The sequence below is a fragment of the Burkholderia sp. DN3021 genome (assembly GCF_049805555.1).
In the GTDB taxonomy this organism is placed as follows: Bacteria; Pseudomonadota; Gammaproteobacteria; order Burkholderiales; family Burkholderiaceae; genus Burkholderia; species Burkholderia pyrrocinia_C.
On record NZ_JBNCAB010000005.1, the window covers coordinates 16,127 to 29,480 of the forward strand.

Sequence of the window (13,354 nt, forward strand, 5' to 3'; positions counted from 1 at the left end):
GTTCGTCGCGCGACGAGCGCTTCGCACATGCAGGAGGACGCCATGAAATTTTCACGCCGACGTTTTATTGCAACCACCACCGTTCTGGCATCCGCGCTGGCATTTGGACGCCGCGCGGCGGCGGCAGATGCCGGCGCCGTTCAGGAATCCGATGCAAATGCCCAGGCCCTCGGTTACAAGACGGATGCAAGCCGGGTCGACCATGCGAAGTTCCCGAACTTTCAGGCGGGCCAGGCTTGTGCGAACTGCCAGTTCTTCCAGGGCAAGACCGGCGTCGCGATGGCGCCGTGCACCATTTTCAGCGGCAAGCAGGTCAATGCCAAAGGCTGGTGCAGCGCCTATGCGAAAAAGGCGTAGCAGAAACGGCGTGGCGGCCGTGCTGCCGGCGGCCTGAAACGGCATCGGCGTGCCAAAGTGGAATTGCGTCTCGTGTGCGCGTTGGAGCGGCCGCTCGCCGATGCGTGTTGAGCGGCAGCAACCGGCCGAGTACCGACAAACGCGGGGGTGGCCGTAGCCCTCCCCACAAGCGCCGATCGATCAGGCAGAAGCACTCCGATTGGCCTCGATCACCGTCAACGCCGCCATATTCACGATCCGCCGCACCGTCGAGCTCGACGTGAGGATGTTCACCGGCGCGTTGACTCCGAGCAGGAACGGCCCCACCGCCACATTGCTGCCCGCCTCGGTCTTGAGCAGGTTGTACGCAATATTCCCCGCATCGACGTTCGGACAAACGAGCAGATTGGCAGCGCCCTTGAGCGGCGACATCGGAAGCAGCCGCGACCGCAGCCCTTCATCGAGCGCACAGTCGCCGTGCATCTCGCCATCCGCCTCGATATCAGGCGCCTGCTCCCGGACGATCTCCAGCGCCCGGCGCATCTTCACACCCGAAGCCGCGCTGCCTGAACCGAAGTTCGAGCGCGACAGCAACGCAGCCTTCGGCGTCAGGTTCAGCCACTCCATCTGCCGGGCCGCAGCAATCGTGAATTCCGCGATCTGCTCGGCATCGGGATTATCGTTGACGTGCGTATCCACCAGCGCCACCGTCCGCTGGTCGAGCAGCAGAATGTTCATCGCCGCGTAGGTGGACGCACCGGGCTTCTTGCCGATCACTTCGTCGACGAACCGCAGGTGATTGTGATACTCGCCGACCGTCCCGCAAATCATCCCGTCCGCATCGCCGAGCCGCACCATCATCGCGCCGATCAGGGTCAGGCGACGCCGCATTTCGACGCGCGCCATCTCCTTCGAAATGCCGTCCCGGCACCGCAGCTCCCAATACGTCGTCCAGTATTGCGGGAACCGCTCGTCATATTCGGGATTGGTCACTTCGACATCCTGACCGAGCCGAATACGCAGACCGAAGCGCTCGATCCGCGCCAGCAGCACCTCCGGACGCCCGACCAGGATCGGACGCGCAAGCTTCTCGTCGACGATCACCTGCACGGCGCGAAGCACGCGCTCGTCCTCGCCTTCGGTGAAGACGATCCGCGCCTTGCCGCCGTCACGCACAAGCTGACGCGCCGTCGCGAACAGCGGCTTCATGAACGCGCCGGAGTGGTAGACGAATTGCTGCAGTTGCTCGACATACGCGTCGAGATCCGTCAGCGGGCGCGTCGCCACGCCGCCTTCCATCGCCGCCCTGGCCACGGCCGGCGCGATACGCACGATCAGGCGCGGATCGAACGGCTTGGGAATCAGGTATTGCGGGCCGAAGGCCACGTCGTACGCACCATAGGCCGCCGCCACCACTTCGTTCTGCTCTTCCTCGGCAAGCCCCGCGATCGCGTGAACGGCGGCGATTTCCATTTCGCGGGTGATCGTCGTCGCGCCCACGTCCAGTGCGCCGCGGAAAATGTACGGAAAGCAGAGAACGTTGTTGACCTGGTTCGGATAGTCCGAGCGGCCCGTCGCGATGACGACATCGTCGCGCGTCGCATGCGCCAGTTCCGGGAAGATCTCCGGCGTCGGGTTGGCCAGCGCGAGAATCAGCGGACGCGCCGCCATCTCCTTCAGCATCTCCGCGCTCAGGATGCCGCCGACCGACAGGCCCAGGAACACATCCGCGCCGCCGATGACTTCGGACAGCTTGCGCGCATCGGTTTCCTGCGCGAAGCGCGACTTTGCCGGGTCCATCAGCGTGGTACGGCCGCGATAGACGACGCCTTCGATGTCGGTCACCCAGATGTTTTCGACCGGAAGCCCGAGGTCGACCAGCAGGTCCAGGCAGGCCAGCGCGGCCGCACCGGCCCCCGACGTCACGACCTTCACCTCCGAGATCGACTTCCCGACGACCTTCAGCCCGTTGATGAAAGCAGCCGATACGGTAATGGCGGTGCCGTGCTGATCGTCATGGAAGACGGGAATCTTCATGCGTTCGCGCAGTTTCTGCTCGACCGTGAAGCACTCCGGCGCCTTGATGTCCTCGAGATTGATGCCGCCGAACGTGGGTTCGAGGCCGGCGATGATGTCGACCAGCTTGTCCGGATCGGTCTCGTTGATCTCGATGTCGAAGACGTCGATTCCGGCAAACTTCTTGAACAGGACGGCCTTGCCTTCCATCACCGGCTTGGATGCGAGCGGGCCGATGTTTCCCAGACCGAGCACCGCGGTGCCGTTGGTGATCACGCCCACCAGATTGCCGCGGCTCGTGAAGCGGTGCGCCTGCAGCGGATCGGCCGCGATCGACTCGCACACCCCCGCCACGCCCGGGGTGTAAGCCAGCGCGAGATCGCGCTGGGTCACGAGCGGCTTGCTGGCGACGACCGAGATCTTCCCCGGCGTCGGAAACTCGTGATAGTCGAACGCTGCCTGCTGCTGTGTCTCAGTCTGTTTCATGTTTTTCGGTCCGGGCACGGGCGCCAGGCCAGTCCCGGCGCGATCCTTGGAGGTGATTCTAGAGATCCGCCATAAGGAGATGATTCCGTTTTAATATCGGCCCATCACTTTTTCATGATGGGTGCGTGGCCAGTCAATGACTTTTGACGCAAACGACGTGGTCAGGCGGCTTGGCGCACGTCTGAAGATTCGGCATCTGGTGCTGTTGCTGCAGATCCAGCAGCACGGGTCGCTGACGCGCGTCGCGGAGCACATGGCCAGCAGCCAGCCCGCCGTGACGAACGCGCTGTCCGAGCTGGAGAGCATGTTCGGCACGCCGCTCTTCGAGCGCTCGTCGCGCGGCATGCGGCCGACCGCGCTCGGCGCGGTCGTGCTCGAACGGGCGAAGGCGATGATCAAGGATCTCGACCACCTCGCCCGCGAGATGGAGGCCGTCGCCGCCGGGCATGCGGCCCACCTGCACATCGGCGTGATTCCGTTCATCTCCGGCCAGATGCTGTCCGCGGCGCTGAAGCGGCTGCAAGCGCGCATGGAACGGCGCCTGACCGTGACGATTCACGAAGGCACCAGCGATCAGCTGCTGCTGCAGCTCAAGGATCACAGCGTCGACATCGTGATCGGGCGAGCGTCGTCGGCGATCGATCTGGGCCGGGTTTCCTTCGAGGTGCTGTACCAGCAGCAGCCGCGCATGATCGCGAGCCGGCGCCTTGCCGCGAAACTGGCCCGCACGACGCTGGACTGGAACAAGCTGCACGCGCTCGACTGGATTCTCGGCGCGCCGCATACGCCGATGCGGGAACAGGTGACCGACCTGTTTCTGTCGGCCGGCATCCCGCCGCCTGTTCCGATCGTCGAAAGCTACTCGTCCAAGCTGATCGGCGAGATGATCGCGTCGAGCGACGAGGCCGTCTCGATCGTGCCGGCCGATATCGCGGAGGAACTGGTGCGGATTGCCGGCGTGGCGATCGTGCCTTACTCGCTGGTGTGGACGCTTCCGCCGATTGCGCTGTTTACCCGCTCCGCCGATTCGCACTCGCCGGCGCGGGATTTGCTCGTCGAAGCGCTACGGGAGGTGTGTAAGGAGACGTATGGGGAGGCGCGGAGATAAGGTTTGTCCCAGGCAAGGGACCTGCTGCACGGCTACGAACAATTCATACTCGCGGTGCGAGCGGTCAATCTTGGCTGCTTCTCATATTCGCGCATGCACGCTCTCGGTCACGCCAATGTTCACTCGTGGCTTCGAAGACATCCGTCTACCGCTATCGATAAAAGCGTGACGCGAGAGACAGTCCCGCCGCCCAACGCGGCTCGACAGAAATTCACCCCTCCGCCCGCTGACAAACCACCTCGATATTGTGCCCATCCGGCCCGATGACGAACGCCGCGTAGTAATTCGCGTTATAACGCGGCCTCAACCCCGGCGCGCCATTATCTTTCCCGCCCGCCTCGAGCGCCGCACGATAGAACTCGTCGACTTGCCGCCGATTCTCGGCCTTGAACGCGATGTGAAGATGCGCGGGCTTCTCCGTCGTCTGGAACAGACACAACGAAGGCTGCCACGGCCCCGGCGGACAAAGCTCGACGCCGTACGAAGGCTCCCCCTCCCCCGCAACCACCACGCCAAGCGGCTCGAGTGCCTTGAGGAAGAACGCCTTGCTCGCTGCGAAATCGCTGACTCCGAATTTGACGTGGTCAAACATGAATTCCCCTGCGAATAGTTGGGCCCACCCGCGCCCCGACCTGTTGTACGGATCACCGCGATGTTGCCACATGCAGCCATCGACGGCAGCCCCGTCCGCCCCATCACCCCAGCTCGAACGACGTCACGCCGAACACGCGTTCGAGAGCGATCGCGGGCGCGTCTTTCGTGTACATCCGTGCGGTTTCGAAGACGCTCGTCATGCCGTGCCGTTCCGCCAACGCGACGGCCGCGGGATTCGTCTCCGGCACGTCGAGCACGATGACCTCGCCGGGCATGCTTGCCGCCAGCGCGCGAAACAGCCCGGTGGCAACGCCCGCATCATCGGCGAAGAGCGGGCCGATCTTGCAGCCCGCCTCACAACGGCGCACGACACCGTATCCGGCGACACGGCCGGCGTCGACCGTTGCGAGCGCAACGGCATCCGGTTGTGCGATCCACGCGGAGACGAAACGCTCGCGCGCTGCGGGGAAACACTGGCGATCGTAGTCAAGCAACTGCTCGAACGGCACATCGCCTGCTGCCGCTACATGCGCGCACCCGATGCCGTTCACGCGGCCCTGATAGCGGATGTTGCGGTACGCGAGCCGGAACCCGGACTTCCCGTAGTTCGCCTGCTGGGCGACGACACCATCGAGACCGATGTTGCGGCCTCCAAGATAACGCATGCCGTGCTGCCAGATTCGCATACCGAAGCCTTTGCCGCGAAACCCGGGCTTCACGATGTAAAGGCCGATGAAACCGAAGTGTTCGTCATAGGCGACGGCGGAAAGGCACGCGACCGGCTCGCCGCGCCAAACACCGACGAAGAACCCTGCCGGGTCCGCTTCCCTGAAACAGTGCGGGTCATGCCAGCCGGGATTCCACCCTTCCGCAGCCGCCCATTCGACCGACATGGCCAGCTCGTCGGCCGACATGGTGCGCACGATAAAGTCACCGCTTTGATCCATGGTTCGCCCCACTCGCGGCTTTAGAGATCGCCGCCTCGTGTTACGGAAAATGCATCGGGAAAGCGCCGGCAAGCGAGCACCGGCCAACTGACGGAACAGGCCGGGCAATCGTGCCCGAAGCCACGGCCGCCGATCGCGTCATCATAATCCCAAGGGCAGGCATTCCTCGAATGTCCGAACGGTCGACCGGCTGCAACGGGTCGCCGAGCACCCACCACCAAAATCCGCGAAGAACAAAAAAAGCCCGACAAAGTCGGGCCAATGGGTTTGAGACACAAGGAGAATACCGCCCACCCCACACCGGGCGGTCACGCCGCGCTACACGACGTTCTTTTCGACGATCGGCCGGTTTTCCAGCACTCGCGCCCAGCCGAGCGGCGACAGGTCGAGCGTTTCGTAACGCCCGCCCAGAATGAGTTCACTAACCCCGCGCCCCGTCGCCGGCCCCTGCTGCAGCCCGTGGCCGCTGTAGCCGTTCGCGAACACGACGTTATCGAGCTCCGGGTGATACCCGATGATCGCGTTGTGGTCGAACACGTTGTACTCGTAGTACCCGGACCAGCAGTTCTCCACGCGTAGCGCCTCGAACTCCGGCACGCGATTCGCGAGCGTCGGCCAGATCACGTCGTCGAACAGGTCGTGATCGACTTCGTCGAGCGGCAGATCGTCCGGGTCGCGATCCGGGCTCGGCGACGTGCCGCAAATATACGTGCGCCCTTCCGGCCGGAAATACACGCCCGTCGGATCGATCAGCAGCGGACAATCGGCGAGCTTCGCCGGCGACGACACGTTGAAGATGCTGCGGCGCCGCGCATACACGGGAATGTCGATGCCCATCATCGACGACAGCGTGCGCGTCCACGCACCGGCCGCGTTGACCAGCGTGTCGCACGCATAACGCTCGCCGTCGCCCGTCACGACATGCGTGATCTTCCGTCCATCGCGTTCGACCGACTTCACGTCGGCGGCCACATAACGCGCACCGAGCGCCTGCGCTTTCTTGCGCAGCGCCTGCACGAGCCCGTAGCCGTCGAACCAGCCTTCGCCGCTCACGCCGTACGCACCCGACACGAGATCGTCGACGTTCAGCCACGGAAACTTCGCGCGCAGTGCATCGCAATCCATCAACCGGATATCGGCGCCGAGGCTGGTCTGCAGCGCGTGATTCTCGCGCAGCGTCGCATCGCCGGCCGCCGTCGCGAGGAACAGGTAACCGCCTTCGTGCAAATCGATCGACGGCCGGTTGCCGTCCACTTCGAGCCGTTCGCCGATCGTGCGCAGGAAGTCGATGCCGAACAGCGACATCTCGATCGACAGCGGCGTCGAGAACTGTTGGCGAATCGACGCGGCCGACAGCGCCGACGACGATCGCGCATAGGTGGGGTCGCGTTCGATGACGGTCACGGCGACCGTCGGATCGGTGGCGCGCAGGAAATAGGCGATCGAGCTGCCGATCACACCACCGCCGACGATGACGACTTGAGAACTCACGACTGACTCCAGTTGCACGTAAAAGGCGCGGCCAGCCGGCCACGCCCGTTGGTTGTTCGTGCCGCGTCGCACGCGGCGTCGCGTCCGCAGACTTCCCCGGCGATCGCCCCGGCATGCGCCGCGATCGCAACCGATCGCTCACGGTATTTCAGCACGTCCGGCATCGCCGCGGAAGTCCGCGCGCGCTTGCGTTCAATCCGCCGATTTCGTCGTGACGGGCTGCCACGCGGCGTTCTTCACTTCATACAGCGTCGAGCTCGGGTTCTTCAGGTCGCCCGTGTTCGTGAACGCGATCGTGCCCGTGATGCCGTCGTAGCGCGTGTCCTTCAACGCGCCGTTGAAATCGGCCGGCTTCGTCGAATTGGCCTTCTGCATCGCGTTGATCGCGATCCACGTCGCGTCGTACGCGAACGGCGCATACGCGAGCATGTCGACGCCGTACTTCTGCCTGAATTTCGTTTCGAACAGCTTGCCCTTCGCGAGGCGCGACAGCGGCTGCCCGTATTCCCACACGGCCGCGCCTTCCGCCGCGTTGCCGGCCAGCTTGATGAAGTTCGCGTTCATCACGCCGCCGCCCGCGAGAAACTGCGCGCGGATGCCGAGCTGGCGCATGCGCTTCACGAGCATCGCGGCCTGCGCGTCGAGGCCGCCGAAGAACACGAGATCGGCATTCGTGCTCTTGATCTTCGTGAGCTGCGCGCTGAAGTCGACGGCCTTGTCGTTCGTGAATTCGCGCGCGACGATCGTGCCGCCGTTCGCCTTCACGGACTTCTCGAATTCGTCGGCTTCGCCCTGGCCGAACGCGGTGCGATCGTCGATGATCGCGATGCGCTTCGCCTTGGTCACGCTCGCCGCATACGCGCCTGCGTTGCCGGCGTTCTGCGTGTCGGTCGCGATCACGCGGTACACGGTGCCGAGCCCGGCGCGCGTGATGTCGGGATTGGTCGCCGACGGCGTGATCATCGGAATGCCGGCCTTCGCGTAGATCTTCGACGCGGGCAGCGTCGTGCCCGAATTGAAATGGCCGATCACGACGGCCACCTGCGCGTCGGCAAGCTGCTGCGCGGCCTGCACGCCGGTGCGCGGATCGCTCTGGTCGTCCTGCGACGCGACGACGAACTTCACGGGCTTGCCGCCCACCGTCGTGCGCGCGGCATTCGCTTCGTCGACGGCCATGCGCACGCCGTTCTCGATGTCCTTGCCGTACGCGGCGCCGCCGCCCGTCAGCGGGCCGGCCACGCCGACCTTGACGACCGTCTCCTGCGCATGGGCCGCGCCCGTCTGGAACGCGAGGATCGCGGCGGTCAATGCAACGCCGGAAAGCGAACGAATGCGGAACGTCATGGCAATCCTTCTTCTGTGGGTCGGGATGCAACGCGCGACTGCCGCGCGTCGGCGACCTCTCGCGTGCCGGTGATGTCGTCCGCCGCCGGGGCGCCATTCGACGAAGGCGTCAAACCGGTCGGCCGATCACTGAGGTTCCGTCTCCGAAGAACCTTTCACGGCGAAAGAGGTGAACGGATTGTGGGTAGCCAATACCCGTGCAGCAAACGAATTATCGGAACTACGTTGTGAGGATTTTTCATCAAGTTCCGCGCGGCCGGTCCGCGCGACGGCCGGCCGTGAGCCGAAGGCGCCAGTGGAGATACGCGCCGGCGCCCGTCCAGAAAGGCCGGCTGCGGTCATGCCGATGAAGCATCATCGCCGCGACGCCGGCACGCCCTCGCGACGCCCGCAGCGTCGCGTCATCCGGTCAGTGCCGATCCGCGCCCGTATGCTTGCGCACCGCATCGGCCGCCTCGCCGGCTTTCTCCTGGATCTTGCCGGCCTGCTGTTCGGCGATGCCTTCCGCTTCCGTCTCGCGGTCGCCCGTCACCTTGCCGAGCGCTTCCTTGACGGACCCCTTGACCTGCTTGAGCTTGCCTTCGATGCGATTCCTGTCCATGGTCGTCTCCTGCGACGGTTGGGAAAAGCCGGCGGCGTGACGGCCTGCGCCGCACCGCCGAGTGGACAGGTTTGCACGCATCCGCCGCGCATGGCAGATGCGGATGCACCAGCGCGCATGGTGCATTCGCACCGGCGGCGTCAGTCCTTGCCCTTCTCCCCACCCTTCTCGCGCGCGCCGTTCGCTTCGGCTGCGCCGACGATCCCGCGCTCGCGCGCCCACACGATCGCCTCGCCGCGGCTGTGCACGTCGAGCTTCGCGTAGATCGTCGCGACGTGATTGCGCACGGTGTTCGGCGCAAGCCCGAGGCGGCCGGCGATCTCCTTGTCGGCGAGACCGTGGCACAGCAGATCGAACACGTCGCGCTCGCGCGCGGTCAGGTCCGACAGTTGCGCCCCCGCGTCCGGCGCATTCGCGCGCCGCACGTTCGCGAGCTTCTCGATCAGCGTGCGGCTGAACCACGACGCATCCTGCATCGCGGTTTCGATCGCGTAGACGAGCTCCATCTCGGTGCGCTTGCGATCGCTGATGTCGAGCAGCGCGACGAGCAGGCAATCCCGCCCGTGAATCGCGACAGGATCGGCCGACACGACGCAATCGCGCACGTCGCCGTCGCGCGTGCGGATCTGCACATCGGCGTTGCGCACATTGCCGTCGCGCGCGAGCCGGCCCTCGATACGCTGCCACGCACCGCGTTCGGCCCACAGCCCGATCTCGTCCGCGGATTTGCCGAGCAGGTCGTCCTGCGGATGGCCCGTCATCGCGGCGAAGGCATCGTTGACGTCGAGCAGCTCGCAACGGTCGGCCGTGACGATCGCGGTCGCGACCGGCGCCATCCGGAATGCCGTCGCGAAGCGCTCCTCGCTCTGCCGGAGCGCGCGCTCGGCCTGCTTGCGCGGTTCGAGATCCATGAACGTGAACAGCATGCAGGCTTCGTCGTTCATGTCGATCGGCTGCCCGGCGACGACCACCGCCTTCGTGCCGCCGTCGGCGACTTTCAGCACGGCTTCCATCTGCGGAATCGTCGCGCCTTCGCCGAGCCGCTCGATCGCAAGCTCGCGCCGCTCGGCCTGTTCGAGCACGTCGATCTCGTACACCGAGCGGCCGAGCACGTCGTCGCGCGCGTGGCCCGTCAGGTCGAGAAAGCCCTGGTTGACCTTCACGTAGCGCAGATCGTCGAGCCGGCAGATCACGGCCGGCGCCGGGTTCGCGTTGAAGGTGCGCTCGAAGCGCTCCTCGGCGCTCGCCCATTCGGTCGCATCGTGCAGCACGAGCGCGAGGCAGTCCGGCTCGCCGGCCGCGTTCGTCAGCACGAGGCTGCGGATCCGGTGAACCCAGCTCACGGTTTCATCGGCGGCCGATTCGACTTCGACCGTCACGTCGCTGAACTCCTCGCCGGCGATCACGCGATCCATCGGATAGTGGCCGTCGCGCACCGGATGGTTGTTCCGGTAGCGCAGCCGGAAACGCTCGCGATATTCGGTGACGGTCGCGCCGAGCGCCGTCAGCTCGGTCACGCCGTGCATCGCGAGCGCGGCCTCGTTCGCCCACACGATCCGCTGGTCGGGCTCGACCAGGATCACGCCCTCGGTGAGCCCCGCGATGATCTGGTGCAGCTGGCGCCGATCGGTATGCGACTTGAGCGCCTGTTCGTTGACCTGTTCGTTCATCGAATGGTTGTCCATGTCATCAACATGACTGCCGGCCCGGCCGCGCCTCTGTCGACACGCGCCGGCCGGCGCGTGTGGCGATGATCGCTTGCCGCCCATCGGCGCGACAGGCGCGAATGCACTACCCGCCATAGTACATTCGCACGGCCCGCCGCTACCCCGCCGCTACCGTACGGCATCGCGCCGATCGTCGCCGCTTCCGTCCCGCCCTCCCCCGCATCTCGGGCAACCGACGCACTCCATCCCCGTCACCGCCCCCGTGCAAACGCACTAGTCGAACAGGTGAATTTGCGCGATGTCCCCACCCGTTCGCATCGGTACGCTGGTACTGCATCGGCGCTCATGCGCTGTCTTCCGAACCGCACAGGAGAAGCACGATGAAGCTGCATCAGACACCCGATCCGACGCGGCCCGAACCGCCTCCGGACAGTCCGCCCGAACCGTCTCCCGGCACGGACCCGCCGGTTCCGCTGCCGCCCGACGTGCCGCGCCCCGACATCCCGCCGCGTGAGCCCGGCTACGACACGCCGATCGCCCGGTGATCGATAACGCCGTTCGCACTTACCCATTCAACACGCCAATCGACGGAGAACTTCAATGAACAAGACTCGGCATTTTTCGACCCTGCTCGCCGTTGGCGCAGCCTTCCTGCTGAGTGCCGCGCCGCTCGCGAGCGCCTATGCGCAGGACACGTCGGCCGACAACGGCAACGGCATGCAGGCCGAATCGAACCAGCCCGTCACCGACACGTGGATCACGACCAAGGTGAAGACCCAACTGGCCTCCACCGACGGCGTGAAGAGTCTCGACATCGGCGTGAAGACGGTCGACGGCGTCGTCACGCTGACGGGCGTGCTGCCCTCGAAGATCGCCGTGAAGAAGGCGATCGCCGTGTCGCGCGCGGTCAAGGGCGTGAAGCACGTCGACGCATCCGGCCTGAAGGCAAAGGCCTGACCTCCCGCGCGGCGGCTGCCGCGCTTTTATCCATTCCGACAAGGAGCACACGATGAACGAGGACAAGATCAAGGGCCAGTGGAAGCAGCTCACCGGCAAGCTGAAGGCCAGGTGGGGCAAGCTGACCGACGACGATCTCGCGGTCGCGGAAGGCAATCGCGACTATCTGACCGGGAAGATCCAGGAACGTTACGGGATCGCCCGCGACGAGGCCGAGAAGCAGTTGAAGGAATTCGATCGCGAGCTGTAACGCAACCGGCAAACCGCAACCCTTACCCCGCCGCGGCGCCGCCGGCGTCGCGGCCGCCAGGACAACGACATGGGCAAATATCTGATCGCCTGGCTGCTCGGCGTGCCGGTCGGGCTGCTGGTGCTGTTTTATCTGATCACGCACATCTTCTGACGGCGGCGCGGCGTCCGGCGCGCTCCGCCTGCGCCTGCGCCTGCGCCTGCAGGCTACCCACCCGACAGCGCCATCGACGGCGCTCCGCCGCTGCCGATCGAACGTCCGCGCGCATCCCGCTGTATCACGGGCCACCCAACGCAAATCGGGCAGGACGCATGCGCTCCCTGCCCGATCGGCTCGTTGCTTCGGCAGCGGGGCGCAGCGCCCCGCTTTACGTTCGTTACTTCGCCGCGTTCGCCGTCATCTTGAAGATGCCCTGCGCGTTGCCCGCGTCGAAACGCAGGTCGGTCACCCAGCGGCGCGCAGCCTGGTCGAACGTGCGCTTGCGCGTGATGAACTCGTAGAACGAGCCCGGCACGTTGCGCTTCACCGTGCCGCCGTCGCGCGTGCGGAACTCGCGCTCGACGGTATCCGCGCGATACGCGGTCTGGAACACGCGGCCCGAGCGCGAGCGCTCGACTTCCGGCTTCATCGGCCGGCCTTTCGCCTTCTCGTCGTCGGACAGCTTGAACACGTCGGCGACGCGGTCGGTCGCATGGTTGAACGCGTTGCCTTCGGTCGAGATCCACGCCATTTCCGCCGATTCCATCAGCAGCGTTTCGTAGTCGAGTTCGTTCGGCAGATCGTGCTGGCGCGCGAAGGCGCCGACGATCTCCGGCAGCAGCGCGTGCGCGGCGTCGAGCGACAGCCAGCCTTCGCGTTCGACTTCCCACAGCAGCGCGACGGCCGCCGGCGACAGCGGATCGCGCGACGAGCTCACGACGTTCGTCACGGCCTGCTGGAATTCCTTCGAGAAACGTTCCGGATGCAGTTCGCTGACGAAGAACTGCGCGATCTCGTCCGGCGCATCCTCGTGTGCATACGCGCGGCCGGTCATGCCGAGCTTGTCGAGCGGATAGCGGCCGTTCAGGCGGAAGCCGAGCGGACGCAGGATGCGCGTGAACGCGGCCTCGCCCGGCGGCAGCGCGCCCGTGTGCGGCCAGCGCACCGTGCGCAGCGCGCCGTGGTCGAAGTAGACCGAGCCGCCGCTTTCGATCGCGTCGGCCGTGTACGCGCGGCCGTTCGCCGAACGCTCGAGCAGCCCTTCGAACAGCGCCATGTTCATCGCCTGCGCGATCTCCGCGCGCGTCACGACGCCGTCCTCCCATTCTTCGAGGATGGCCGGCATGTTCAGGGTCGAGAACAGGGCGTCGGTCTTCGCCTGTCCCAGCAGCTTCGTCAGCAAGCTCTCGATATTCGGATTGCGCATCAGGATTCTCGTCTCGGGGGACCGCCGGCAAACGTGCCGGCCACTCGTCGGCCGGCCGCCCGGCGGGCGCCTGACCTTGCGTGGGGAGCATTATTCAAAGGGTTGCAGCCGGGCGTAAAGCGAGATTAAATTGATACGTGATGAGTTTTTGG

At 65.5% G+C, this 13,354-nt stretch carries 13 protein-coding genes; 5 read left to right on the forward strand and 8 right to left on the reverse strand.

The window, feature by feature from the left end:
• The first annotated feature begins 42 nt into the window (after positions 1-42).
• The gene (locus ACPUER_RS04375) at positions 43-357 is read left to right on the forward strand and encodes a high-potential iron-sulfur protein (protein ID WP_310130883.1); all 315 of its coding nucleotides are present in this window, start codon (positions 43-45) and stop codon (positions 355-357) included.
• A gap of 180 nt (positions 358-537) precedes the next feature.
• Here the strand turns inward: ACPUER_RS04375 and ACPUER_RS04380 are convergent, their stop codons facing one another.
• Positions 538-2,838 (reverse strand): NADP-dependent malic enzyme, encoded by a 2,301-nt coding sequence (locus tag ACPUER_RS04380; protein ID WP_072438470.1) that lies wholly within the window; start codon positions 2,836-2,838, stop codon positions 538-540.
• A gap of 136 nt (positions 2,839-2,974) precedes the next feature.
• Here ACPUER_RS04380 and ACPUER_RS04385 point away from each other — a divergent pair, with 136 nt between their 5' ends.
• On the forward strand, positions 2,975-3,946 hold the full coding sequence (locus ACPUER_RS04385) for a LysR substrate-binding domain-containing protein (RefSeq protein ID WP_072438468.1): 972 nt from the start codon (positions 2,975-2,977) through the stop codon (positions 3,944-3,946).
• A gap of 211 nt (positions 3,947-4,157) precedes the next feature.
• Here ACPUER_RS04385 and ACPUER_RS04390 read toward each other — a convergent pair whose 3' ends face one another.
• The 6 genes from ACPUER_RS04390 to ACPUER_RS04415 form a co-directional block, all read right to left on the reverse strand.
• Complete coding sequence (locus ACPUER_RS04390; RefSeq protein ID WP_072438466.1) at positions 4,158-4,538, reverse strand: VOC family protein; 381 nt, start codon at positions 4,536-4,538, stop codon at positions 4,158-4,160.
• A 103-nt stretch (positions 4,539-4,641) separates the two neighbouring features.
• On the reverse strand, positions 4,642-5,487 hold the full coding sequence (locus tag ACPUER_RS04395) for a GNAT family N-acetyltransferase (protein WP_425130446.1): 846 nt from the start codon (positions 5,485-5,487) through the stop codon (positions 4,642-4,644).
• A gap of 318 nt (positions 5,488-5,805) precedes the next feature.
• Positions 5,806-6,978, reverse strand: a complete 1,173-nt coding sequence (locus ACPUER_RS04400) for an NAD(P)/FAD-dependent oxidoreductase (protein ID WP_072438461.1) — start codon at positions 6,976-6,978, stop codon at positions 5,806-5,808.
• Between the two features lie 192 nt (positions 6,979-7,170).
• On the reverse strand, positions 7,171-8,322 hold the full coding sequence (locus ACPUER_RS04405; protein WP_347067557.1) for a branched-chain amino acid ABC transporter substrate-binding protein: 1,152 nt from the start codon (positions 8,320-8,322) through the stop codon (positions 7,171-7,173).
• 409 nt (positions 8,323-8,731) lie between these two features.
• Positions 8,732-8,923, reverse strand: coding sequence for a CsbD family protein (locus tag ACPUER_RS04410; protein ID WP_425130447.1), 192 nt, complete (start codon positions 8,921-8,923; stop codon positions 8,732-8,734).
• A gap of 140 nt (positions 8,924-9,063) precedes the next feature.
• On the reverse strand, positions 9,064-10,593 hold the full coding sequence (locus ACPUER_RS04415) for a helix-turn-helix transcriptional regulator (protein ID WP_175964245.1): 1,530 nt from the start codon (positions 10,591-10,593) through the stop codon (positions 9,064-9,066).
• Between the two features lie 377 nt (positions 10,594-10,970).
• Here ACPUER_RS04415 and ACPUER_RS04420 point away from each other — a divergent pair, with 377 nt between their 5' ends.
• From ACPUER_RS04420 to ACPUER_RS04430, 3 genes are read left to right on the forward strand one after another with little or no spacing between them, the layout of a single operon-like run.
• A complete protein-coding gene (locus ACPUER_RS04420) occupies positions 10,971-11,135 on the forward strand; it encodes a hypothetical protein (RefSeq protein ID WP_175964246.1) in 165 nt (54 codons plus the stop codon).
• Positions 11,136-11,190: 55 nt separating this feature from the next.
• Entirely contained in the window at positions 11,191-11,547 is a 357-nt protein-coding gene (locus ACPUER_RS04425; RefSeq protein WP_425130448.1) for a BON domain-containing protein, read from the forward strand.
• 52 nt (positions 11,548-11,599) lie between these two features.
• Positions 11,600-11,797, forward strand: a complete 198-nt coding sequence (locus ACPUER_RS04430; protein ID WP_175964248.1) for a CsbD family protein — start codon at positions 11,600-11,602, stop codon at positions 11,795-11,797.
• Positions 11,798-12,173: 376 nt separating this feature from the next.
• Here ACPUER_RS04430 and ACPUER_RS04435 read toward each other — a convergent pair whose 3' ends face one another.
• On the reverse strand, positions 12,174-13,202 hold the full coding sequence (locus ACPUER_RS04435) for a DUF1338 domain-containing protein (RefSeq protein WP_065502925.1): 1,029 nt from the start codon (positions 13,200-13,202) through the stop codon (positions 12,174-12,176).
• Between the last annotated feature and the right edge of the window lie 152 nt (positions 13,203-13,354).

Excerpts from the sequence above, each read along its gene's own strand:
- ACPUER_RS04435 (WP_065502925.1), bottom strand. The coding sequence starts at position 13,202 with ATGCGCAATCCGAATATCGAGAGCTTGCTGACGAAGCTGCTGGGACAG.
- ACPUER_RS04375 (WP_310130883.1), top strand. The coding sequence starts at position 43 with ATGAAATTTTCACGCCGACGTTTTATTGCAACCACCACCGTTCTGGCA.
- ACPUER_RS04430 (WP_175964248.1), top strand. The coding sequence starts at position 11,600 with ATGAACGAGGACAAGATCAAGGGCCAGTGGAAGCAGCTCACCGGCAAG.
- ACPUER_RS04405 (WP_347067557.1), bottom strand. The coding sequence starts at position 8,322 with ATGACGTTCCGCATTCGTTCGCTTTCCGGCGTTGCATTGACCGCCGCG.
- ACPUER_RS04390 (WP_072438466.1), bottom strand. The coding sequence starts at position 4,538 with ATGTTTGACCACGTCAAATTCGGAGTCAGCGATTTCGCAGCGAGCAAG.
- ACPUER_RS04395 (WP_425130446.1), bottom strand. The coding sequence starts at position 5,487 with ATGGATCAAAGCGGTGACTTTATCGTGCGCACCATGTCGGCCGACGAG.
- ACPUER_RS04410 (WP_425130447.1), bottom strand. The coding sequence starts at position 8,923 with ATGGACAGGAATCGCATCGAAGGCAAGCTCAAGCAGGTCAAGGGGTCC.
- ACPUER_RS04380 (WP_072438470.1), bottom strand. The coding sequence starts at position 2,838 with ATGAAACAGACTGAGACACAGCAGCAGGCAGCGTTCGACTATCACGAG.
- ACPUER_RS04415 (WP_175964245.1), bottom strand. The coding sequence starts at position 10,593 with ATGAACGAACAGGTCAACGAACAGGCGCTCAAGTCGCATACCGATCGG.
- ACPUER_RS04385 (WP_072438468.1), top strand. The coding sequence starts at position 2,975 with ATGACTTTTGACGCAAACGACGTGGTCAGGCGGCTTGGCGCACGTCTG.
- ACPUER_RS04425 (WP_425130448.1), top strand. The coding sequence starts at position 11,191 with ATGAACAAGACTCGGCATTTTTCGACCCTGCTCGCCGTTGGCGCAGCC.
- ACPUER_RS04420 (WP_175964246.1), top strand. The coding sequence starts at position 10,971 with ATGAAGCTGCATCAGACACCCGATCCGACGCGGCCCGAACCGCCTCCG.